General features: G+C 71.0%; 21 protein-coding genes and 1 pseudogene. 7 read left to right on the forward strand and 15 right to left on the reverse strand.

The genetic code is table 11. From position 1 onward, the window contains the following. Window positions 1-30: 30 nt before the first annotated feature. Window positions 31-861, forward strand: coding sequence for an SAM-dependent methyltransferase (locus HUT10_RS11990; protein WP_217709591.1), 831 nt, complete (start codon window positions 31-33; stop codon window positions 859-861). Here HUT10_RS11990 and HUT10_RS11995 read toward each other — a convergent pair. From HUT10_RS11995 to xerD, 6 genes are all read right to left on the reverse strand, one after another. Then, window positions 840-1,592, reverse strand: a complete 753-nt coding sequence (locus tag HUT10_RS11995; protein WP_176171269.1) for a pseudouridine synthase — start codon at window positions 1,590-1,592, stop codon at window positions 840-842. The genes HUT10_RS11990 and HUT10_RS11995 overlap by 22 nt on opposite strands. Next, window positions 1,579-2,406, reverse strand: a complete 828-nt coding sequence (gene scpB, locus HUT10_RS12000; protein ID WP_176171270.1) for an SMC-Scp complex subunit ScpB — start codon at window positions 2,404-2,406, stop codon at window positions 1,579-1,581. The genes HUT10_RS11995 and scpB overlap by 14 nt, the downstream gene beginning before the upstream one ends. Then, window positions 2,403-3,299, reverse strand: coding sequence for a ScpA family protein (locus tag HUT10_RS12005; protein WP_176171271.1), 897 nt, complete (start codon window positions 3,297-3,299; stop codon window positions 2,403-2,405). Before HUT10_RS12005 ends, scpB begins: the two co-directional genes overlap by 4 nt. Further along, window positions 3,299-3,712 (reverse strand): cobyrinic acid a,c-diamide synthase, encoded by a 414-nt coding sequence (locus HUT10_RS12010; RefSeq protein ID WP_176171272.1) that lies wholly within the window; start codon window positions 3,710-3,712, stop codon window positions 3,299-3,301. The genes HUT10_RS12005 and HUT10_RS12010 overlap by 1 nt, the downstream gene beginning before the upstream one ends. Beyond that, complete coding sequence (locus tag HUT10_RS12015; RefSeq protein WP_176171273.1) at window positions 3,709-4,680, reverse strand: ParA family protein; 972 nt, start codon at window positions 4,678-4,680, stop codon at window positions 3,709-3,711. The genes HUT10_RS12010 and HUT10_RS12015 overlap by 4 nt, the downstream gene beginning before the upstream one ends. Before the next feature lie 146 nt (window positions 4,681-4,826). After that, window positions 4,827-5,729, reverse strand: coding sequence for a site-specific tyrosine recombinase XerD (gene xerD / locus HUT10_RS12020; RefSeq protein WP_176177790.1), 903 nt, complete (start codon window positions 5,727-5,729; stop codon window positions 4,827-4,829). A gap of 93 nt (window positions 5,730-5,822) precedes the next feature. Here xerD and HUT10_RS12025 point away from each other — a divergent pair, with 93 nt between their 5' ends. Then, the gene (locus tag HUT10_RS12025; RefSeq protein WP_176171274.1) at window positions 5,823-6,326 is read left to right on the forward strand and encodes a DUF1707 domain-containing protein; all 504 of its coding nucleotides are present in this window, start codon (window positions 5,823-5,825) and stop codon (window positions 6,324-6,326) included. 20 nt (window positions 6,327-6,346) lie between these two features. Here HUT10_RS12025 and HUT10_RS12030 read toward each other — a convergent pair whose 3' ends face one another. From HUT10_RS12030 to HUT10_RS12050, 5 genes and pseudogenes are all read right to left on the reverse strand, one after another. After that, the gene (locus tag HUT10_RS12030) at window positions 6,347-6,976 is read right to left on the reverse strand and encodes an NUDIX hydrolase (RefSeq protein WP_176171275.1); all 630 of its coding nucleotides are present in this window, start codon (window positions 6,974-6,976) and stop codon (window positions 6,347-6,349) included. Beyond that, entirely contained in the window at window positions 6,973-8,673 is a 1,701-nt protein-coding gene (locus HUT10_RS12035; protein ID WP_176171276.1) for a CTP synthase, read from the reverse strand. The genes HUT10_RS12030 and HUT10_RS12035 overlap by 4 nt, the downstream gene beginning before the upstream one ends. Window positions 8,674-8,762: 89 nt before the next feature. Beyond that, a complete protein-coding gene (locus tag HUT10_RS12040; protein WP_176171277.1) occupies window positions 8,763-9,923 on the reverse strand; it encodes an acyltransferase in 1,161 nt (386 codons plus the stop codon). A gap of 234 nt (window positions 9,924-10,157) precedes the next feature. After that, entirely contained in the window at window positions 10,158-11,354 is a 1,197-nt protein-coding gene (locus HUT10_RS12045) for a S8 family serine peptidase (RefSeq protein ID WP_176171278.1), read from the reverse strand. Window positions 11,355-11,517: 163 nt separating this feature from the next. Continuing rightward, window positions 11,518-12,185 (reverse strand): annotated as a pseudogene (locus tag HUT10_RS12050) (GntR family transcriptional regulator). 148 nt (window positions 12,186-12,333) lie between these two features. Here HUT10_RS12050 and HUT10_RS12055 point away from each other — a divergent pair. From HUT10_RS12055 to HUT10_RS12070, 4 genes are all read left to right on the forward strand, one after another. Further along, a complete protein-coding gene (locus HUT10_RS12055) occupies window positions 12,334-13,755 on the forward strand; it encodes an NCS1 family nucleobase:cation symporter-1 (RefSeq protein WP_176171279.1) in 1,422 nt (473 codons plus the stop codon). Further along, on the forward strand, window positions 13,752-14,459 hold the full coding sequence (locus HUT10_RS12060) for an aspartate/glutamate racemase family protein (RefSeq protein WP_176171280.1): 708 nt from the start codon (window positions 13,752-13,754) through the stop codon (window positions 14,457-14,459). Before HUT10_RS12055 ends, HUT10_RS12060 begins: the two co-directional genes overlap by 4 nt. A 91-nt stretch (window positions 14,460-14,550) precedes the next feature. Then, a complete protein-coding gene (locus HUT10_RS12065) occupies window positions 14,551-15,813 on the forward strand; it encodes an alginate lyase family protein (protein ID WP_176171281.1) in 1,263 nt (420 codons plus the stop codon). 98 nt (window positions 15,814-15,911) lie between these two features. Beyond that, window positions 15,912-16,334, forward strand: coding sequence for a peptidase inhibitor family I36 protein (locus HUT10_RS12070; RefSeq protein WP_254896840.1), 423 nt, complete (start codon window positions 15,912-15,914; stop codon window positions 16,332-16,334). A 16-nt stretch (window positions 16,335-16,350) separates the two neighbouring features. On the opposite strand, the gene HUT10_RS12075 is transcribed toward HUT10_RS12070, so the two are convergent. The 4 genes from HUT10_RS12075 to HUT10_RS12090 form a co-directional block, all read right to left on the reverse strand. Further along, window positions 16,351-17,301, reverse strand: coding sequence for a copper transporter (locus HUT10_RS12075; RefSeq protein ID WP_176171283.1), 951 nt, complete (start codon window positions 17,299-17,301; stop codon window positions 16,351-16,353). After that, a complete protein-coding gene (gene steA, locus HUT10_RS12080; protein ID WP_176177791.1) occupies window positions 17,298-18,482 on the reverse strand; it encodes a putative cytokinetic ring protein SteA in 1,185 nt (394 codons plus the stop codon). The genes HUT10_RS12075 and steA overlap by 4 nt, the downstream gene beginning before the upstream one ends. A gap of 88 nt (window positions 18,483-18,570) precedes the next feature. Continuing rightward, a complete protein-coding gene (locus HUT10_RS12085) occupies window positions 18,571-19,746 on the reverse strand; it encodes a DUF1266 domain-containing protein (protein WP_176171284.1) in 1,176 nt (391 codons plus the stop codon). Continuing rightward, entirely contained in the window at window positions 19,743-20,735 is a 993-nt protein-coding gene (locus tag HUT10_RS12090; RefSeq protein WP_176171285.1) for a zinc-binding alcohol dehydrogenase family protein, read from the reverse strand. The genes HUT10_RS12085 and HUT10_RS12090 overlap by 4 nt, the downstream gene beginning before the upstream one ends. Window positions 20,736-21,189: 454 nt before the next feature. Between HUT10_RS12090 and HUT10_RS12095 the strand changes: the two genes are divergently transcribed. Continuing rightward, window positions 21,190-21,804, forward strand: coding sequence for a VOC family protein (locus HUT10_RS12095; RefSeq protein WP_176171286.1), 615 nt, complete (start codon window positions 21,190-21,192; stop codon window positions 21,802-21,804). The last annotated feature ends 5 nt before the right edge of the window (window positions 21,805-21,809 follow it).

Raw genomic sequence — 21,809 nt, forward strand, 5'->3', positions numbered from 1 at the left:
CGGCGGAAAGTCGGGCGTACGTTGGGAAGCGTGCCGGACTCCCTGCCCGCCGTGAGCGTCACCGCCGTCGGTGTCGCCGCCCTGCGCGCGTACGAAAGCCGCCGCCCGGATCGCCTGTTCGACGACCCGTACGCGGCCGCGTTCCACGCCGCGGGGAGCTCGCTCCTGCCGGTGGCGCCGGGCGCGACCCCTAAGGACGGCCTCGGCGCGCTGTTCGCCCGGCAGGTGGCGATCCGCACCCGCTTCTACGACGACTACCTGCTGGCCGCCGGGTGCGCGCAGGTCGTGGTGCTCGCCGCGGGCCTCGACGCCCGCGCCTTCCGGCTCGCCTGGCCGCCGGGGGTGCGGTTGTTCGAGCTCGACCTGCCCGAGGTCCTCGCCTTCAAGGACGAGGTGCTGGCCGCCCAAGGCGCCGAACCGTCGTGCGAGCGCGTCGTGGTCCCGGCCGATCTGCGTGGCGACTGGGCGGATGCCCTGCGGACAGCCGGGTTCGACGCGAGCGTTCCCACCGCGTGGCTGGCCGAGGGCCTCCTGGTCTACCTGTCCCGCGAAGACGCCGAAGCGATGCTCTCGACCGTGACCGAGCTGTCCGCGCCGGGCAGCCGGGTGTCGTTCGAGCACCGGTCGGCCGAGACGCGGGACGGCCTGCTTGCCCGGGCCAAGGCGACCCCGGGCGCCGAGCGCGTCACCCGGCTGTGGCACGGCGGCCTCGGCGGTACGGCGCCGGAGTGGCTGCGCGGCCACGGCTGGGAACCGGTCGTCGTCTCCCACGCCGACCTGGCCGCGGAGTACGACCGTCCGGGCGACGAAACACTCGACGGGTTCGTGACGGCCGAATATCAGAGTTCGACGTTGCGGTAGAGCGCCCCGACCTCGGTCTTCGTCAGCCGCCGGATCGAGCCGACGCGCTGGTTGCCGAGCTGGACGTCGCCGACCGCGGTGCGGACCAGCTTGAGCACCGGGTGCCCGGTGTCCTTGAGCAGGCGGCGCACGATGTGCTTCTTGCCCTCGTGGATCACCAGCTCGACCAGCGACTTGCCGGAGTGCATGTCCTTGACCCGGAACTGGTCGACCTTGACGATGCCGTCCGGCAGCTCCCAGCCGTTGCGCAGCTCCTTGCCGAGCCCGCGCGGCACCAGGCCGTCGACCTCGGCGAGGTAGGTCTTGAGCACCCGGTACGACGGGTGCATCAGCCGGTGCCCGAGGTCGCCGTCGTTGGTCAGCAGCAGCAGGCCCTCGGTGTTCTCGTCGAGCCGTCCGACGTGCACGACGCCGGGGGTCTCCTCGTAGCGGCCGCGCAGGTAGTCGCCGACGCAGGGGCGCCCGCGGTCGTCCGACATCGTCGAGTGCACGCCCTTGGGCTTGTTCAGGGCGAGGTAGATCAGGTCGTCACGCAGGTTCACCCGGGTGCCGTCGACGTGGATGATCGCCTCGTCGGGGTGCACGCGGCGGCCCAGCTCGGTGACGACCTCGCCGTCCACCTCGACCCGGCCGGCGACGATCAGGTCCTCCGCCGCGCGCCGGGAGGCGACCCCGGCCTGCGACAGCACCTTCTGCAGCCGGACGCCGTCGGGGTGTTCACTGGATGTCATCGATGGTGTCCACTTCGGGTAGCAGCGGAGCGATCGGGGGCAGGTCGTTCAGTGACGACAGCCCTAGTCGCTCCAGGAACAGCTCGGTCGTCACGTACAGCGTGCCGGTCGTCTCGGGATCGGTCCCCATCTCTTCGATGAGGCCGCGCGCGAGCAGCGTCCGGATCACGCCGTCCACGTTCACGCCCCGCACCGCGGCCACCCGCGCGCGGGTCACCGGCTGCCGGTACGCGATCACGGCGAGGCTCTCCAGCGCGGCCCTGGTCAGCTTCGACCGCTGGCCGTCCAGCAGGAGCTTCTCCACGAACGGGGCGTAGACGTCCCTAGTGTAGAACCGCCACCCTTCGCCGACGCGCCGCAGGTCGATCCCGGAGTTCCGGTCGGTGAACTTCTGCGCCATGGTGCGCAGCGCGACGACGATCCGCGACTTGGGCTGGCCGAGGGTGTCGGCCAGGAGTTCTTCGCCCGCCGGGGAGTCGACGATGAGCAGGAGCGCCTCGAGGGCGGACTCCAGGGCCTCGTCGGAAGTGACGTCCGGCATGGCGTCGGAGTCCCCGGCGGCGACCAGGTCGGACTCCGGATCGGCGGGGTCAGGATCGGCAGGCGCCGCCTCTTCCGCGACCAGCGGCTCCACCGGCTCGCCGTCTTCGGTCACCGGCTCGCCGGACAGGGCCTCGTCGAGCGCCAGCTCCGCCGCGGCCTCCGCCGGCTCGCCCGCGGGCGGCTCCACCGGCTCCGGTGCTTCGACCCCGGCTGCCGGCTCGTCGGCCGGGACCTCCGGTGCCTCGGCCTGCTCGTTGTTCTCCGGGCTCACCCGTACTCCTCTTCGTCTCCGAACGCGCGGTCGAGCTCGGCCGCCGCGGAGGCTTCTTCCTTCGAGCCGCCCGTCCAGCGGACGTGCAGCTCGGCCAGTGCCTCGCTCTGCTCGAACTGGACCGTCGCCTCGCGGTAGAGCTCCAGCAGCGCCAGGAAGCGCGCCACGATCTCCACCGTGTGCTCGCAGTCGTCGACCAGCTCGCCGAACGTCGCCTGCCCGCGCTCGGCCAGCATCACCCGCAGGATCGCCGCGTGCTCGCGCACCGAGATCCGGCCCATGTGGATGTGGGCGATCGAGACCGTCGGCGGCGGCTTCGGCCGGAACACCGCCACCGCGATGTCGGCGAACTTCTGCGGCGTGACGCCCAGCATCACCTCGGGCAGCAGCCCGACGAACCGCTCCTCCAGCGCCACCGACCGCGGGTACCGCCGCAGCGCGTTCTGCTCCAGCTCGCCGAACAGCGCCGCCACCTGCTTGTACGCGCGGTACTGCAGGATCCGCGCGAACAGCAGGTCACGGGCTTCGAGCAGCGCGAGGTCGTCTTCGCTCTCCACCTCGGCCGACGGCAGCAGCCGCGCCGCCTTCAGGTCCAGCAGCGTGGCCGCGATGACCAGGAACTCCGTCGTCTCGTCGAGGTTCCAGTCGCTGCCGAGCGCGCGCGTGTACGCGATGAAGTCGTCGGTGACCCGGTGCAACGCCACTTCGGTGACGTCGAGCTGGTGCTGCGAGATCAGCTGCAGCAGCAGGTCGAACGGGCCCTCGAAGTTCGCCAGCCGCACCTTGAACTTCGACGTGCTCAGCTCTTCGGTGTCGACGCCTTCGGGGATCATCCCGCCGTGCACGGTCTGGTGCTCTTCGGGGACCTCCGGAGCCGGTTCCGGCTCGTCCATCAGCCCTCGGTTTCGCCGCCGTCTGAGCCGACCACCCGCAGCCGCTGCACCAGCACCGATTCGTCGCCGTGCTGGTCGAAGTCGGCCAGCAGCACCGCCACGGCCTCGCGGACCAGCCGGCCCCGGTCGACGACCAGGTCGTGCTTCGCGCGCAGCGTCAGCCGGGCCTGCTCCATCGCGACCAGCTCGTCACCGGAGACGTACACGGTGATCTTCGCGTCGTGCTTGGTCCGGCCGGACCCGTGCGGGGCCGCGCTGCGGGCGAGCTGGTCGGTGCGGCCGTCGCCCGCGGGCTTGGGCTGCTCGGCGGGCTCGGCCGGTGCGGGCGGGGCCTGGGGAGGGAGATCGAGGGCGGGACTGGAGGTGATCCTGAAGAGTTCCGACGCTCCGGGCAGGGAAGCGCGCCTGCTCACCGAGCGATCACCTCGCGGGCCAGCTGGCGGTACGCCGCCGCGCCGGCCGACTTGGGCGCCCAGGTCGTGATCGGCTCACCCGCGACCGTCGTCTCGGGGAACCGCACGGTGCGGTTGATGACCGTGTCGAACACGGTCTCGCCGAATGCCTCCACCACGCGAGCCATGACCTCCTTCGAATGCAGGGTTCTCGGGTCGTACATGGTGGCGAGAATCCCGACTATGTCCAGTTTGGGGTTGAGGCGTTCCTGCACCTTCTCGATGGTGTCGATCAGGAGGGCGACGCCTCGCAGACTGAAGAACTCGCACTCCAGCGGGATGATCACGCCGTCCGCGGCGGTCAGCGCGTTCACCGTGAGCAGGCCGAGCGAGGGCTGGCAGTCGACAAGAACATAGTCGTAGTCGTTCATGACCGGACGAAGGACCCGTAACAACGTGTGCTCGCGCCCTACCTCGGCGACGAGCTGGACCTCCGCCGCGGACAGGTCGATGTTGCTCGGCAGCAGGTCAACGCCGTCGACGCGGGTTTTCATGAGCACGTCCGTGGCGCTGACCGAGCGCTCCATGATGGCGTTGTAGACCGTCTGGTCCAGCTCGTGCGGCTGGATGCCGAGTCCGACGGCGAGCGCGCCCTGCGGGTCGAAGTCGACCAGCAGCACCTTGCGCCCGTACTCGGCGAGGGCGGCACCCAAGTTGATGGTCGACGTCGTCTTGCCGACGCCGCCCTTCTGGTTGCACATCGCCATGATCTTGGCCGGGCCGTGCTTCTCCAGCGGCGCCGGATCGGGGTGCTCGCGGATCGGGCGGCCGGTCGGCCCGATGCCCTCGAGCTTCACCTTCTTGCCGTTGCGCTCGGCCGCTTCGTCGCCGTCGTGGTCGGTGGGTGTCGCGATGGTGACCTGGCTGAGGTTCGCCGCCGCCGACCCGGCGGACTCGGCCGGGACGGCCGGCTGGTTCGGTGTCGACATGGCGAGAAGGCTCCTTGTTCGTCGCGTCCGCCGCAGCCTATGTCCGGAGTCGGAGCCCCGGCAAAGCAACGCGCCGGACTCGACGGGGCAATGTCACTCGACCGTCGGTGCAGGCTACGAAGGCTGTTCGCCGTTTATAGGGCCGTCTAGCCCAAAGCCCGCGGGTGCGCCGTGGCGTACACCTCGCGCAGGGTGTTGACCGTGACCAGCGTGTACACCTGGGTCGTCGTCACCGAGGCGTGGCCGAGGAGTTCTTGGACGACCCGAACGTCCGCGCCGCCTTCGAGCAGGTGCGTGGCGAAGGAGTGGCGGAGCGTGTGCGGTGACACCGCGGCGGTGATGCCCGCGCGCTCGGCGGTGTCCTTGAGGACCTGCCACGCGCTCTGCCGCGACAGCCGGCTGCCGCGGGCGTTGAGGAACAGCGCCGCCGTGCCGCGGCCGTGCGCGGCGAGCGCCGGGCGGGCGCGGACGGTGTAGGCGTGCAGCGCGGCGAGCGCGGGACGGCCGATCGGCACCAGCCGCTGCTTGCCGCCCTTGCCGTCGAGCAGCACCGTGCGCTCGCCGTCGTCGACGTCGTCGACGTCCAGGCCGACCGCCTCGGAGATCCGGGCCCCGGTCGAGTAGAGCAGCTCCAGCAGCGCCCGGTCGCGCAGCGGGCGCTCGCCGTCCGGCGGCGGCGTCTCCAGCAGGCGCAGCACGTCGCCGACCGGCAGTGCTTTGGGCAGCCGCTTCGCCGGTGTCGGCGGCCGGACCTCGCGGGCCGGGTTGTGCTCGGTGAGGCCCTCGGCGTGCGCGAACTTGTGCAGGCCCCGCACGGCGACCAGGGCGCGGGCGGCCGAAGACGCGGCGAGCGGCTTGTGCTCGTCGTCGCCCTCGCGGAGGGCGGCGCCGAAGGCGGTGACGTGCGCGGACGTGACGTCGGCGATCTTCGCCACGCCGAGGCCGTCCAGGTGTGCGGCGTACCGGCGCAGGTCGCGGGCGTAGCTGTCCAGGGTGTTGCGCGCGGTCCCGCGTTCGACGACCAGGTGGTCGAGGTACGCGGCGATCACGCCGTCCGTGCTGCCCGGGGCTGCCACGCCGTCACCTTAGGCCGCCGGGCGCTCGTGACCCGGCAGAAACCCCGTTCGGCTACCGTGGATCCCATGGGGTCGGAGGAACTCCGCATCGGCACGGCCGAGCGGGAAGAGGCGGCGAGGCTGCTCGCCGACCACTTCGGCATGGGCCGCATCACCCCGGACGAGTACGAGTCACGGGTGACCGACGCCTACGCGGCGACCACGCTGGGCGAGCTGCGGCCGCTGTTCCGCGACCTCCCCCACCCGCACCCCGGCTTTTTCGGGCCGCCGCCGGGCCCGATGCCGATGCCGGCGCAGCACGTGTACGCGCCGCCCTCGATGCCCTTTCCGATGCCCTACGGGCCGCCGCCCGTGGTGTACTCGCACCGGTCGAAGACGGTGGCCGGGGTGCTGCAGATCGTGCTGCCCTTCGGCGTCGGCCGGTTCTACACCGGCCAGACCGGCCTGGGCATCGCCCAGCTCTTCGCCACCTTCTGCACCGGCGTCGGCATCTTCTGGCCGATCATCGACGGCATCGTGCTGCTGGTCAACGGCGGGACGGACGCCGAAGGCCGCCCGCTGCGCCCCTGAGCGGGGCGCAGCGGGACAGCTCAGGCTTCCTTGCGCTTGGCGAACGCGGTCGGGCGGTCCTCCCACGGCGCGTCCGCCGGCCGGGCCGGCGCCGCGCCGGTGAGGACCGCGTGCGCGGCCAGCACACCGGACACCGTGGCGCCGTTGACCAGCTCGCCGGCCAGGGCCATCCGGACCGCCTCGGCGAGCGGGAACTTGCGGATGACCAGGTCCGCCTCCTCCTCGCCGAGCACGTCCCGGTCCACATCGGACAGCCCGCGGGCCAGGAAGACCCGGACGACCTCGTCGGTGAACCCGGGCGACGCCGCGACGTCGACCAGGGTCACCCAGTCCGCCGCGGCCAGGCCGGCCTCCTCGACCAGCTCGCGCTTGGCCGTCCCGACCGGGTCCTCGCCGAGGTGGTCGATCAGGCCGGCGGGCAGCTCCCAGAGCCGGTGCCCGATCGGGTGCCGGTACTGGTGGATGAGCGTGACCTGCTGCTCGTCGTCCAGCGCGACGATCGCCACCGCGCCGAGGTGCTCGATCACCTCGCGGACCGCGGTGTTGCCGTCCGGCATCACGACGTCGTCGATGCGCAGGCCGACGACGCGTCCGATGTGGACGTCGCGGCTGGACGCGACGCTGAACTCGTGCTCGCCCGGCGCGGTCACCGGGCCGCCACCGGGGCCTCGGGCAGCTCGACCGGGAGGCGCTCGGCGACCTTGCGGTCCACCACGGCCTTGACGAACGCGCTGAACAGCGGGTGCGGCCGGGTCGGGCGGCTCTTGAGTTCGGGGTGCGCCTGCGTGCCGACGAAGAACGGGTGCTGGTCGGCGGGCAGCTCGACGAACTCGACCAGGCGGTCGTCGGGCGAGGTGCCCGAGAACACGAGGCCCGCGTCCGAGAGCTGCTTGCGGTAGGCGTTGTTGACCTCGTAGCGGTGCCGGTGCCGCTCGGACACCTCGGTGCTGCCGTAGGCCTTCGCGACCTGCGAGCCCGGCTTGAGCTTCGCCGGGTACGCGCCCAAGCGCATGGTGCCGCCCATGTCCCGCTCGCCCGCGACGACGTCGCGCTGGTCGGCCATGGTCGAGATCACCGGGTGCTTGGTGTTCTCGTCGAACTCCGACGAGCCGGCGTCGGTGATGCCGGCCAGGTGCCGGGCCGCCTCGATGACCATGCACTGCAGGCCGAGGCACAGGCCGAGCAGCGGGACGCCGCGGGTGCGGGCGTACTCGATCGCGCCGACCTTGCCCTCGATGCCGCGGATGCCGAACCCGCCCGGGATCAGCACACCGTCCACATCGGACAGCACGGACGCGGCGCCGGACGCGGTCTGCGCGTCGTCGGAGGCCACCCAGACGATCTCGACCTTGGCGCGGTGGGCGAACCCGCCCGCACGCAGGGCCTCGGTGACCGAGAGGTAGGCGTCCGGCAGGTCGATGTACTTGCCGACGACGGCGATCCGCACGACCTCGCTCGGGTTGTGCACGCGGTCGAGCAGGTCGCCCCACACCGTCCAGTCGACGTCGCGGAACGGCAGCCCGAGGCGGCGGACGACGTAGGCGTCGAGCGCCTCGCCGTGCAGCACCTTCGGGATGTCGTAGATGGACCGCGCGTCCGGGCAGGCGATGACGGCCTCGGTGTCCACGTCGCACATCAGGCCGATCTTGCGCTTGAGGTCCTCCGGGATCTCCCGGTCGGCCCGGCAGACCAGCGCGTCCGGCTGGATACCGATGTTGCGCAGCGCGGCGACCGAGTGCTGGGTCGGCTTCGTCTTCAGCTCGCCCGACGGCGCCAGGTACGGCACCAGCGAGACGTGCAGGAAGAAGCAGTGGTCGCGGCCGACGTCGTGGCGGACCTGGCGGCAGGCCTCCAGGAACGGCAGGGACTCGATGTCGCCGACCGTGCCGCCGACCTCGGTGATGACGACGTCCGGCGACTGGCCGGTCTCGTCCGGCCCGGCGGCCGCGGTGATCCGGGCCTTGATCTCGTCGGTGATGTGCGGGATGACCTGCACGGTGTCGCCGAGGTACTCGCCGCGGCGCTCCTTGGCGATCACTTCGGAGTAGACCTGGCCGGTGGTGACGTTGGCCTTGCCGTCGAGGTCGCGGTCGAGGAACCGCTCGTAGTGGCCGATGTCGAGGTCGGTCTCGGCGCCGTCGTCGGTGACGAACACCTCACCGTGCTGGAACGGGTTCATCGTCCCGGGGTCGACGTTGAGATAGGGGTCGAGCTTCTGCATCGTGACGCGAAGCCCGCGCGCGGTAAGGAGCTGACCGAGGCTGGAAGCCGTGAGTCCCTTACCCAGAGAGGAGGCGACGCCTCCGGTGACAAAGACGTACTTGGTTGCCCGTGACTGAAGTCCCACGGGCCGCCAGCATATCCCACTCCTGCGGATCCGCGCGCTGTGACTCGCCCCAAGCTCCGGATATGACTCCCGCCACCCGCCCGGGTGAGTCAAGCCGCGGCCTTCGCCGGCGTCAGCCGCGGCCGTCCGGTGAGCGCCCGGCTGCCGGGCAGCCGCCGCAGCACCTCCACGATCAGGACGGTGAGCACGATCGTCGCCACGTAGATGACGATGCTCAGCCACGGCGCGCCGAACCGCTCCGCGACGTGCGGGATCGCCGGCCCGAGCAGCGCCAGCGCGAGCGGGTGCACCAGGAAGATGCTGAAGGACCGGTTCGCCGCCCACGAGACCACCCGTGCCCCGCGGCTGCCTTCCCGGCGGCGGGCCGCCCACCGGGTGGCGAACGCGTAGATCGCCACGATCACGGTGAGGAACCACGGGATCAGGTACGGCTGGAACGGGTCGCTGGCCACCTGCGGGAACGTTCCACTGTGGACCGTCCGGAAGTAGAACCACTCGGTGCCGGCGAGCACGACGACGAACAGGCAGGCGAGGAGCAGCCGGTGCCGTCCCGCCCAGGCGTGCACGGTCTCGAAGTGCATGGCCACCACGGCGCCGAACAGCGTGTAGAACTGGTACGGCAGGATCGTGCCGTACAGGTGGGTGATCGTCTCGTAGCTCACGCCGAGCGGCTGGTAGGTCATGAACAGCGTCACGCCGACCTGCACCAGCCCGCTGCCGAGCAGCAGCCACCCGTGCTTGCCCTCGGTCGCCCGCAGCAGCTTCATCAGCACCGGGAACAGCAGGTAGACCTGCATCGTCACGAGCAGGAAGTACAGGTGGTACCAGGCGCCGCCGGTGACGAGGTCCTTGAGCAGCAGGCGCATCGACGCCTCGAGCGAGCCCGGCTGCTGCTGCCCGGTGACCAGCGAGTACGCCCAGAAGAACATCGACCACGCGAGGTAGGGCGTCGCGACCAGCGGGAGCCGCCGCCGCCAGAAGTCGCCCGCGGTGAACTCGCGGCGGCGGTTCTGGAACACGAGCACGAACCCGGTGAGCGCGAAGAAGGCCTCGCGGGTGAAGTGCAGCGGCGTCTCGACGGCGTTGGCGCCGACGTCCTGCGCGAAGTTCGTCGCGCCCACCACGTGGATGAGGATGACGCAGGCGAAGGTGACCAACCGGAAGAGGTCGATCTGGTGGAGGTAGGGCGCTTTGCCGCCCGGTCTCCTACCGCGGGCGGGGGCCTCGAGCGTGGCCTGGGCAGTCGTCATCGTGCCGCCGTTCCGGCACCGTCGTCGGCGTGGTTCACGTTGTCAGACTTGCCACCCATTCTGTGAATTTCCCATGAAGCCGCTGGGAGGCGCCTGTTGGCGGGGCTTCTCTGGCGTGTCGGATATGCCACTCCCGCTGGGAATGCACGACTACGGTGATCATGTTAATGCTCAGCGTGAGGGGCCACCACCCGGGCGTCGCCGCGCCCGGGTGGTGGCCCCTGGTAACGAAAATCAGAAGGCGGCGGCCCCGTTCGGAGTACCGAGGCCGGTCGGGCCGTCGTACCCGGTCACCGCGGTGCAGAGGTAGCCACCGCCGCACGAGCCGTTGCTGCCGCCGCTCACATCGTTGAGCGACGATGTGTGCGAGTACACAGTGTTCGCCCCCGTGACACCACTGACACCACCCAGTGCGTAGACGCCGCCGACGACCGGCGCCGCGACGCTGGTGCCGCCGAACACCAGCCAGCCGGAGCGGCCTTGGTAGGCCGTGCTGTCGTAGACGGCGACACCGGTGGCCGGGTCGGCGACGGCGCTCACGTCGGCCACCGTCCGCTTGCCGCAGCCGCTGTCGGTCTGCCACGCCGGCTTGGTGATGTAGGCGGAGCAGCCGCTGCCCGCGCCGCTCCACGCCGTCTCGCTCCAGCCGCGGGTGTTCGACGCCTTCTTCAGGCTGGTGCCGCCGACCGCGGTGACGTACCGGGAGGCAGCCGGGAACTCGACGCCGTAGCCGGAGTCGCCGGAGCTGACCGTGATCGCGACGCCCGGGTGGTTGAAGTACTGCCCTTCGGAGCTCGCCTCGCCGGAGAACTCGCCGCCGCCGTAGCTGTTGCTGACGACTTCGGCACCGAGCCGGACCGCGGTGTTCACCGCGGTGCCGAGGTTGGCGAAGCTCGACGAGGTGCCCTCGACCAGCAGGATGTTGCACTTCGGGCAGATCGCCGACGCCATGTCGAGGTCGAGGGAGATCTCCTGGGCCCAGCCGCCGTCCTTGCGCGGGTAGCCGGTCCCGCCGCTCTGGTCCGCCTTGGCGAAGCAGGCGGTGGTGCTCGCGTTGATCGACGACGGCGTGCAGGACGCGAGCGCGGGGATGCCGTACTGGGCGCGGTAGACGTTGACGTCGGCGAAGGCGGTCGGGGCGTCGTAGGCGTCCACGATGGCGATCGTGCGTCCGGCGCCCGCGCTGCCCGCGAGTGAACCGAGATTGTACGCCGAGAGCAGGTCGGCCGGGCCGAGCCCGGACGGCGTGGCGGCCGCGGCGAAGGCGGTGACGTCGTCGGTGTTGAGCCAGGCGTTGCAGGCCGCGAACCCGGCCGGCGCGACCGAGCAGACGCGCTGGGCGTGGCCGTGACCGGCGGGTGCCGCCTCGGCGACGCCGGTGACGGTCAGGGCGAGGGTGAAGGCGGCGGCCAGTACTGGTGCACTACGCACGGTGAACCTCCCGGACGGCGGGGATCCCGGTCGGCGAGACCGGTGAACGAAGACCGTAAGCAGCCGTTCGGCGGCGTGACACCGACCGAAGTCGGGTCGCCGCTGGTGCGAATGGCTGAAAAACCGGGCGCGGGTGCGCATTCCCCGGCAAAGGGGACGGCACTCAGCCCGCGGGTCGCTCACCGGGTTCTGCGTCGAAAAGGGAACGCAGTGTCACCTCACGGTTCACCCGCACGTGTTCCACCGCGGACGCCTTGGCCCGCTCCGCATCCCCCGACGCGATCGCTTCGTAGAGCCGCCGGTGCTCGTCCAGCAGCTCGGCCCAGTGTTCGTTCTGGCTCGTGAGCCAGCGCAGCCGGCCCTCGAGGGGCTGCAGCATCGTGGTCAGCAGGGCGTTGCCCGCGATGGCGACGATCTCGTCGTGGAAGCGCGAGTTGAGCACGGTGATCCGGCGGCGTCGCCGCGGGACGTCGCGCGGGCGGCGTCGGCGAGGGCGCGCTCCAGCCGTTTGAGCTCCGCCGCGCTCGCGCGGGACGCCGCCAGCCCGGCGGCCAGGCCTTCCAGCGCCTCGCGGACGTCGAACAGCTCCTCGACGTCGACCCGGGCGAGCTGCCGGACGACCACCCGCCGCGGCGACTGGACGACGAGGAACCCCTCGGCCTCCAGGCTGCGGATGGCCTCGCGGACCGGCACCCGGGAGACGCCGAGGTCCTCGGCCAGCTCGCGCTCGACCAGCCGGTCGCCCGGGCGGAGCCGTCCGGTCAGGATCCGCTCGCGCAGCTCCTCGCGAACCCGCTGCCGGGTGGCCGCGAGGGGTTGCCGCTCGTTCACCGCGCCCCTCCTTCAACACCGCCGTAACCGGCCGTAACACGAGTTTATCGGCCGGAGGGTTGACTCCGCCCGACCACGGGGCGATATTTGGGATTCCAAAGTTTGGTATCCCAAATCGCCGTGCTGCCACGTCGATCGGAGGGCCCGCATGACCGCCGCCCCGCTCACCGCATCCTCTCAAGAGACGACTCCGCCGCCCGATCCCCGCCTCTGGAACGAGGACCTCGCCCCGGCCGAGGAACGCCGGTGGAAGGTCTACGACATCTTCGCGCTGTGGATGTCCGACGTGCACAACCTCGGCAACTACACCTTCGCCGCCGGCCTGTTCGTGCTCGGGCTCTCGGCCTGGCAGGTGTTCACCGCGCTGCTGTTCGGCTTCATCATCATCTACATCGGCATGAACCTGATGGGCCGGATCGGCCAGCGCACCGGCGTCCCGTTCCCGGTCGTCGCGCGGATCAGCTTCGGCACGTTCGGCGCCAACCTGCCCGCCTTGATCCGGGCGATCATCGCGATCTTCTGGTACGGCATCCAGACCTACCTCGCGAGCGTCGCCATCACGCTGCTCGTGCTCGCCATCGACCCCGGCCTGAAACCGCTGACCGAACACGGGTTCCTCGGCCTGCACGCGCTCGGCTGGATCTGCTTCGTCGCGCTGTGGGCGGTCCAGGCGCTGATCCTGACCCGCGGCATGGAGTCGGTGCGCAAGTTCCAGGACTGGTGCGGCCCGGCGATCTGGGTCGTGATGATCGCCCTCGCCGTCTGGATCCTCGCCGCCGGCCACTGGAACATCTCCTTCACCAGCAGCCCGAAGCAGCTGTCCACCGGGGAGCAGATCCGGCAGTGGTTCGGCGCGGCCGGGCTCATCCTGGCCACCTACGGCACGCTCATGCTCAACTTCTGCGACTTCTCCCGGTTCGCCCCGGACCAGAAGACGGTGAAACGCGGCAACTTCTGGGGCCTGCCGATCAACTCGACGGCGTTCGCGCTGCTGTCGGTGATCGTCACCGCGGGCAGCATGCAGGTCTTCGGCGAGGCCATCACCGACCCGGCCGAGCTGCTGGCCAAGGTGCACAACACGCCGGTGCTGATCGTCGGCGCGCTGACGTTCGCCGTCGCCACCATGGGCGTCAACATCGTCGCCAACTTCGTCTCCCCCGCCTACGACCTGGCCAACATCTGGCCGAAGCGGATCACCTTCACCATCGGCGGGATGATCAGCGCGGTCGCCGCGCTGTGCGTGCTGCCGTGGAAGCTGTACTCCTCGCCGGCGGTGGTCAACTACTTCCTCGGCGGGCTCGGTGCGTTCCTCGGCCCGCTGTTCGGGATCATGATCGTCGACTACTACCTGATCCGGCGGGGCAAGGTCGACGTCGCCCAGCTGTTCGTCGACGGCGGGAGCTACCCTCGGGTGAACCCGCGCGCACTGGTGACGTTCTTCCCGACCGCGGCGCTGTCCGCCGTCATCGCGCTGGTGCCGTTCTTCGCCCCGGCCGCGCCGTACTCGTGGTTCATCGGCACGGCGTCGTCCGCGGCCCTGTACTTCGCGGTGTCGAGGAAACACCGATGAGGATCGTCGTCACCAACTGCAACACCACCGAGGCGATGACGAAGGAGATCGAAGCCGGCGCCCGCGCGGCCGCGAGCCCCGGCACCGAGATCCTCGCCAGGACCCCGCGCTGGGGGCCGGAGTCGGCCGAGGGCTGGCTGGACAGCTTCCTCTCCGCGGCGGCCGTCCTGGACCTGTTGCGGGGCCTGGACGAACCGTTCGACGCCGTCGTGCTCGCCGGGTTCGGCGAGCACGGCCGCGAGGGCGCCCGCGAACTGCTGGACGTCCCGGTCGTCGACATCACCGAGGCGGCCGCGCACCTGGCCTGCCTGCTCGGCCGGCGCTACGGCGTGGTGACCACTTTGGACCGGACGTGCGGGCTGATCGAGGACAGCCTGCACGCCGCCGGGGTGGCGCAGAACTGCGTCACGGTGACCGGCGCCGGCCTCGGCGTGCTAGAGCTGACCGACGAACGCCGCACGGAATCGGCGTTGCTCACCGCCGGCCGCCGCGCGCGGGACGCCGGGGCGGAGGTGCTGGTGCTCGGCTGCGCCGGGATGACCGGCCTGGACCGGAAGATCGCGACGATGCTGGACATTCCCGTCATCGACGGCGTCGCGGCCGGGATCCGGCTCGCGGAATCCCTGGTGGCGCTGGGGTTGAAGACGAGCCGCGCGGGTTCCTACGCGCGGCCACGGCCCAAGAGGCGCGTCTGGCCCGATTGACACCCGCCGCTCCGCCCGGTCAGAATCCCTGCAGCCGTACCGCCGCCCGGTGACGACGTGGGGATTTTGCCGTCCCCGGAAGGCGGTCGACGTGCGAAGGGTTCTTTGCGCACTGGCGTTGTCGGTGAGCGTGGTGGTCCCGGTGAGCGGGACGGCGGTGGCCGCGTCACCACCGCACACCGTGGTCACCGACGGCGCCAAGCTCGCGAACATCCGGCAGGCGATCCGCGGCGGGCACGCCACCGCCGCCCAGCGTGACGCGCTGAAGGTCGTGCTGGCCAAGGCGGACACCGCGCTCACGGCCGGGCCGTGGTCGGTCATGGACAAGCCGTCCGCGCCGCCGAGCGGCGACAAGCACGACTACACGAGCCAAGCTCCATACTGGTGGGCCAGTCAGCCGAAGACGCCGGAGAACCCGCAGGGCTGCCCGTACGTCAGCAAGGACGGCCAGCGCAACCCGGAGGCCGACGCGATCACCGACCACACCTACCGGATGTGGGCCTGGGACGCGATGTACTACCTCTCGCTCGCCTGGTACTACACCGGCGACGCGAAGTACGCGAAGCGGGCGGCGCTGGACATCCGGACGTGGTTCCTCGACCCGGCCACGAAGATGAACCCGAACATGACGTACTCGCAGATCGTGCCGTGCCGGAACACGGTCAGCGGCACCGGGATCATCGACTCGACGCAGTCGTTCAGCCAGCTGCTGGACGCGTTCGCGCTCCTCGACGGCGGCGCGCCGGGCTGGACGGGCAAGGACCGCTCCGGGATCAAGGCGTGGCTCACGCAGTACCTGGGCTGGATGCAGACCAGCCCGCAGGCGAAGCTGGAACTGGCCGCCACCAACAACCACGGCACGTTCCTCGACATGCAGAACGCGGTGATCTCGGCGTACCTGGGTCACCGCGACGCCGCTCGCAAGATCGTGCTCGACGCCGAGCAGAAGCGCTTCGGAGTCCAGTTCGCCGCCGACGGCAGCCAGCCGCTGGAGCTGTCGCGCACGATGTCGTGGCACTACGTCAACTTCAACCTGACGGCGTGGGGCCGGCTGGCGGAAGTGGGGAAGAACCTGGGCGTCGACGTCTGGAAGTACCGGGCGCCGAACGGAGTGACGCTGCGGAAGGTGGTCGACCAGCTGATCCCGGCGGCCCTGCACGGCGCATCGGCATGGCCGCACCAGCAGATCGGCGTGTTCGACCAGTCGATCGCGGCGGACATCTTCCACGCGGCGGCCGAGGAGGCCCACGACACCGATGCGGCCGCGGCGCTCAAGCAGATGCCGCTGCCCACCGGCGGCGACACGTGGCCGGTGCGGGTGTCCTGCTTCCCGCTCGACCCGCCGCTGCGGTAGCCCTCCTCCGATCGGGTGATCAGCATCGGCGGCCCTCAACCGGGATGCCGGCCGGAGCGTGTGGTCACGGCAGGGCACAACCGATTCGGGAGGTCACCGTGAAGAAGCACCTTGTCCGGGCTTTGCTCGCCGTCGGCGCAGCCGTCGCCTCGCTCGCCACGGCCGCACCGGCGGCGAACGCGGCGACGGCCCGCAACGGCGTCTGCGAAACGGGCGAGTTCTGCCTGTACTACGGCCCCGGCGAAACCGGATCCGTCTCGGACTTCAGCGGGTCGATCCCGAACTACGGCAGGACCCAGCCGGACTGCTACGAGTTCAAGACCCCGGGTCTCGCCGGCTACGGGCAGTGCATCAAGAACAACGCCCGATCGGCGAAGAACAACACCACGCGCTACGTCGTGAAGGTCTACTTCAACAGCAACTACGGCGGGTCCAACGTCACCTACAACCCCGGTGGCGCCGGAGACCTGGGCTCCCTCACCCGGGAGAACGCCTCCCACCTGTTCGAGCCGGTCAGCTGAACCGCGCCGGCCGGGATCAGTTGCCGGCCGGTGCGGTGACGCCCGGGGCCGGGGCCTGGGCGTTGCCCGCCACGCCGTAGCGGCCCGCGCCGCCGTCGAGCTGTTCCTTCAGGGCCAGCACCGCGCTCACCCGGCCCGCCGAGGTGTCCGCGTTGTCCACTGTGGACAGGATCGACGTCGCCGACGTGTCGGCCCGGACCACGCCCAGCGCGCCGGTGCCGTCCGCGGAACCGGCGTCGCCCGCCAGGACCGTGCCCGCGCCGCTGCGGTCGAGCTGGGTCGCGAACCGGGCGATCGTGGCCGCGCGGTCGCCCGCGCCGTCGCCGGTCGCCTGCGCGCCCGTCAGCACGACGGCCAGCTGGGCGGGCTTGACGTCCTGGCCCGCCTTGACGAACCCGCCGTCGCCGAGCCCGCTCAGCGCCGCCGCCAGTTCCTCGGGCGAGGACTGCGGCTTGGCCGTGGTCTTGTCCAGCAGCAGCACCGAGCCGAGGAGCGCGCCCGCCAGCGTGCCCGAATCGCCCGCGGTCGGGAACTTCGACCCGGCCGGCTGCAGCCGCGTGACGACGTCGCGGAGCTGGTCGGCCTTCTCCGGGTCGGCGAACGCCGAGGTCAGCTGGACCTCGCCGGTCACCGACGCGCCGGACTGGCCGATCAGTTGCTTGAGCGCGTCCCGGTCGGCCGGGCGGGCGTCCTCGGTGGTCACCAGCACCACCGACCGCTTGTCCAGCGCACCGGCGACGACCTTCGGGCCCATCGAGCCGGCGAAGGCGTCGGCGTCGGCCAGCCGGGCGTTGAGCGCGTTGCGCTGCGCCTCGAGGTCGGCGACCTGGCTGCCGAGGTCCTTCTTCTCCCCCGCCAGCCCGGACAGCAGCGTGCCGTTGAGCGCGGTCGAGCCGAGCACGACACCGACGGCCAGCGCGAGGAAGCAGGCGGCGATGGAAACGACGTGGTAGCGCAGCGAAATCACGTGAACAATCCCTTGACCCAGGCGAAGAACGAATTCCAGGTGTGCTTGAGCCAGTCCAGGTAGACCGAGCCGACGTCCGACACCAGCAGGGCCGCGGCGACCACCACGACCGCGGCGAGCACGAGCAGGACCACCGCCCCGATCGACACCCGGTTGCGGTGCAGCGTCGCCACCGCCTTGCCGTCCACGAGCTTGGTGCCGAGCTTCAGCCGGGTCAGGAACGTCGACGGGTTCGAGCCGGACCGGCCGTGGTCGAGGAACTCGCGCAGGGTGGCCTGGAAGCCGACGGTGACGACCAGGCTGGCGCCGTGCGCGTCGGCCAGCAGCAGCGCGAGGTCCTCGGCGTTGCCCGACGCCGGGAACGTCACCGCGCCGATGCCGAGGTCCTGGATCCGCTCGACGCCGGGCGCGTGCCCGTCGGGCTGGGCGGGCACGACGACCTCGGCGCCGCCGCGCAGGGTCGCGGTGCCGATGCCGGTGGGGTCGCCGACGACGACGTCCGGCTGGTAGCCCTGCACCCGCAGGGTGTCGGCGCCCGCGTCGACCCCGATGAGCACCGGCCGGTGCTCGGCGATGTACTTCTTGAGCTTCTTGAGGTCCTCGGCGTGCCCGTTGCCGCCCGCGACGACCAGCACGTGCCGGTCCCGCAGCGCCACCTTGAGCTCGGGGACGCCGACACCGTCGAGGATCAGGGTGCGCTCACGGCGCAGGAACTCGATGGTGTTGGCCGAAAACGCTTCCAGCTGGGTCGACATCCCGGCCTTGGCCTCGATCATCTGGTCGGCGACGCTCTCGGCGGTCTGCGCGATGCCCGAAGCGACCTGCCGCTCGCCGATGTAGACGACGCCGTCGAGCAGCCGCAGCTTCGTGCCGTCCTTGATCGAGCGCAGCAGGTCGCCGCCGACCGAGTCGACGAGCGGGATGCCGGCCGCGACGAGGATCTCCGGGCCCATGTTGGGGAACCGGCCGGAGATCGACGGCGACGCGTTGACCACGCCCGCGACCTCCGCCTCGACCAGGGCGTCGGCCGTCGCGCGGTCGAGGTCCAGCTGGTCGAGCACGACGATGTCGCCGGGACTGATCCGGCGCAGCAGCTCCCGGGTGCGGCGGTCGACCCGGGCGACCCCGGTGATCCCCGGCAGGGGTTCTTGATTCCGCGTGAGCAGGCCCGTGAGCTTCATGTGGCCGATGGTGACAAATTTGCTCATGGGACGATGCTCGCCACGCCGTAGCCGAGGTGACTCGTTGTGGTGACCTCCCCCGCACGGGTCAGGCCTCGGACTCCTCCGACAGGGAGCCGAAATCGAGGTTCAGCCAGGGGCTCGCCGGGTCCTGAAGGAGCTGGTGGTGGACCCGCACGGCCGCCGGGTACCACTCGCCGAACTCGTCCTCGCCGGCGTGCAGCACCCGGCCCATGACGTACCCCGCCGACAGGTCGGCCCATGACTGGTGGTAGCGACGGGCCAGGGATCCGGCTTCGAGCACCATCAGCTCGGCGCTCAGCGCGTCGCAGTACCCGGCCGCCAGCCCGCCGCGGGCGATGGCGATCGCGCGGCCGACGTCCCACGAAAGCGCCGTCGTCACGCAGCCGTCCGCGTCGACCAGTCCGTCGGCGCGCAGCCGCCGCTCGTACCGGGACACCCGGCGGACGGTCTCCCGCAGCTCGCCCGCCTGGTCTTCGGCGTCGTTCTCCGTGCACCACCGGTCGACCAGCTGCGCCCAGGTCAGCGGGTCGAACTCGGCGCCCGGCAGCCCGTACTCGGCGGCGAAGCGCAGCCGCAGCATGAGGACGAGGTTGCCGGGCGTCAGCGCGTAGCCGTCGCCGATCAGGCCGGTCATGGTCGTGCGCCAGCCGGGCGGGTCGGGCACGCCCCACCAGTCCCGCAGGGTGCGCACCTCGGCGACGTAGTCGTGGTAGCGGCCGTCGAGGATGTTCCACGGCGCCGCGTTGAGCACGGCCAGGTGCGCCCCGCAGGCCAGCGCGTGCGCGATCGGGCCTTCGAGGTGCCCGTACGGGGCGGTGATCAGCCGCTCGACCTGCTCGTCCAGCGGGGTGACCTCGTCGGCGTGCGCGTCGAGCCACGGCTGCAGCGTCGCCCCCGCCAGCCGCCACTCGCCGCGGGTGCCGCGGTTGAACACCACCCGCTCGTGCCGCCCGACGCCGTCGACCGCCCAGTCGAGCGCGCCGCTCATGGCCACCACGTCCGGGCCGAGGTCGGGCAGCGCGCCACGGGTGAAGACCTGCAGGAACTCGTCGCCGCCGGTCTCGTGGTAGACGTTCGGGAAGGTCTCCGCCCGCTCGTCGAGGATGCTCCGGGCGTCCACCCGCCGGATCGGCACGAACAGCTCCTCGCCGGCGAGCAGGCCGAGGTAGCGGTCGAGGTCGTCGTCCCGCCGCGCGGCGGCGAGCTGGGCTTCGACATCGGCGGGCGGCGGCAGGATCACGGGGCGGCTCCCTCCGCTCGGCCGGTCAGCACGACGAGCTTGCCCGCCGTCCGGTTGTGCTCCAGGTCGTCGTGCGCCTGCCGGATCTCCGCCATCGAGTACACCTTCGCCGGGCCGAGGCCGGCTTCGCCGGCCGCGATCCGGTCGAGGTACCGCTGGAGTACGGAAGCAGGCAGGTCGTCCGCCTCACCACCATAAGCGGTCAACCGGACCCCAGCGGGAAGGTAGCCGATCGGATAGAAGTTCGAGATCGTCCATTCGTTGGACAACATGCCGGCGAAGCACACGGTCCCGTGCACGCGGGTGGCGTTCAGGGTGTCCGGCAGGGTCGGCGTCCCGACCAGTTCGAGGGCGGCGTCGACGCCGTCGGGGGCGATTTTCCGGACCTGCGTCGCGACGTCGCCGTCGTCGAGGAGCGGGTGGTCGACCCCGTGTTCGCGCAGGGTTTCGAGCCTGCCGGGCTGCCGGGTGGTCGCGAAGACGGTGGCGCCGAGGTCCTTCGCCAGGGTCGCGGTGGCGAAGCCGAGCGCGGACGTGCCGCCGCGGATGAGCAGGGTCTGGCCTCCGCGCAGGTCGAGGCCGGTGGTGAGCGAGCCGTACGCGGTCTGCAGCGTCTCCGGCACCTGGCCGATGACCTCCCACGGCAGCTCGGAGCGGAAGGGGATGACCTGGTTCCCGGGCACGAGCGTGTATTCGGCGTAGCCGCCGTCGAACGTGCGGCCCATGCCGCCCATCATGGTGGCGACCTGCTGCCCTTCGGCGAGCCGTCCGCTCGGATCGGCGTCGACGACCCCGACGGCCTCGATCCCGGGCACGCGCGGGAAGGTGACGCCTTCGGCCAGCCCGAGCCGGGTGTGCAGTTCGGACCGGTTGAGGCCGAACGCCTTGACCGCGATCCGGACCCAGCCGGGTTTCACCTCGGGCAGCGGGAGCTCGGTGAGCTCGAGGTTTTCGACCGGACCGGGTTCTCGCAGTACCACCGCGCGCATCGGGGATCCTTCCTTCGCGGGCGAACACGCTGGACAGGGCAGCTGCGAGCCTCGCACGGTCTGCCGCACGGGACGGACGACGCGCTGGCGCACCGCACGAACGGCTCTCCGCACGGCCGGTCGGGATTCGATCATTTCACCGCCCGGTATTCGATTTCCCGAGTGTCATTTACCATTCGTTTAACAAATGCGCCCGGCCGTTGCCCGCCACCTTCGGGAATTCCGGTTGGAAAGTGACAGACCACGCCACCATCAGGGGAAAGGCGGGGCTGGGCCATTCGCCGCAGCGTGGTGACTGTGGGTTTCCGGTCCGTATCCGAACGCTGTCACAATTCTCAGGAAGATTAATCGTGAGTAGCCCGGATACTGGGTCGCACAGCCGACGGCTGTGCAATGCATCTTCCGTGGGGGCGATCGCATTGTGCCACGTTTCCACGCACCCAGGAGTTTGCCCATGCTGTCCAGCGATGCCGGCGTTGCCGGAACCGGCGCGGTGCCGGCCGTTCCCACCCTGCCCGACATCCCGGCGCCGCGCCTCGCCGCGCTCGAGGGCCTGCCGCGGCCCGCGCTGCGGACCGGCTTCAACCACGCCGCCCTGTCCGTGACCGACCTCGACCGCGCGGTCGCCTGGTACCAGCACGTCTTCGGGCTCAAGCTGCTGCTCGGCCCGTTCGCGATCAGCAGCGACGCGCCCGGCGGCGGCCCCGCGTCGGACATCTACGGCGAGGGGTGGCAGAGCGCCCGGATCGCCCACCTGGTCATGCCGGGCGGCACCGGGATCGAGCTGTTCGAGTTCACCGGCCCGGTCGCCGAACGCCGCGTCGAGAACTTCGACTACTGGCGCACCGGCATCTTCCACATCTGCTTCACGGTCGAAAAGGTCGAAGAGACCGCCAAGCGCATCACGCTGTTCGGTGGCCGCCAGCGCAGCAAGATCCACCAGGTCGGGCCGGAATCGTGGTTCTGCTTCTGCGAGGACCCGTTCGGCAACGTGCTGGAGCTGGTCGACCAGACCTTCGAGCAGCTGTTCACCCCGCCGCCGGGCGTCGAAGACCCCGACGCCTGCTGACGCGG

Source organism: Amycolatopsis sp. Hca4 (assembly GCF_013364075.1).
Taxonomy (GTDB): domain Bacteria; phylum Actinomycetota; class Actinomycetes; order Mycobacteriales; family Pseudonocardiaceae; genus Amycolatopsis.

What these genes read in the sequence shown, in the direction of transcription:
- HUT10_RS11995 (WP_176171269.1), bottom strand. Translation starts at nt 1,592, where the DNA reads ATGACATCCAGTGAACACCCCGACGGCGTCCGGCTGCAGAAGGTGCTG.
- HUT10_RS12005 (WP_176171271.1), bottom strand. Translation starts at nt 3,299, where the DNA reads ATGGACGAGCCGGAACCGGCTCCGGAGGTCCCCGAAGAGCACCAGACC.
- HUT10_RS12015 (WP_176171273.1), bottom strand. Translation starts at nt 4,680, where the DNA reads ATGTCGACACCGAACCAGCCGGCCGTCCCGGCCGAGTCCGCCGGGTCG.
- HUT10_RS12025 (WP_176171274.1), top strand. Translation starts at nt 5,823, where the DNA reads ATGGGGTCGGAGGAACTCCGCATCGGCACGGCCGAGCGGGAAGAGGCG.
- HUT10_RS12040 (WP_176171277.1), bottom strand. Translation starts at nt 9,923, where the DNA reads ATGACGACTGCCCAGGCCACGCTCGAGGCCCCCGCCCGCGGTAGGAGA.
- HUT10_RS12055 (WP_176171279.1), top strand. Translation starts at nt 12,334, where the DNA reads ATGACCGCCGCCCCGCTCACCGCATCCTCTCAAGAGACGACTCCGCCG.
- HUT10_RS12060 (WP_176171280.1), top strand. Translation starts at nt 13,752, where the DNA reads ATGAGGATCGTCGTCACCAACTGCAACACCACCGAGGCGATGACGAAG.
- steA (WP_176177791.1), bottom strand. Translation starts at nt 18,482, where the DNA reads ATGAAGCTCACGGGCCTGCTCACGCGGAATCAAGAACCCCTGCCGGGG.
- HUT10_RS12090 (WP_176171285.1), bottom strand. Translation starts at nt 20,735, where the DNA reads ATGCGCGCGGTGGTACTGCGAGAACCCGGTCCGGTCGAAAACCTCGAG.
- HUT10_RS12095 (WP_176171286.1), top strand. Translation starts at nt 21,190, where the DNA reads ATGCTGTCCAGCGATGCCGGCGTTGCCGGAACCGGCGCGGTGCCGGCC.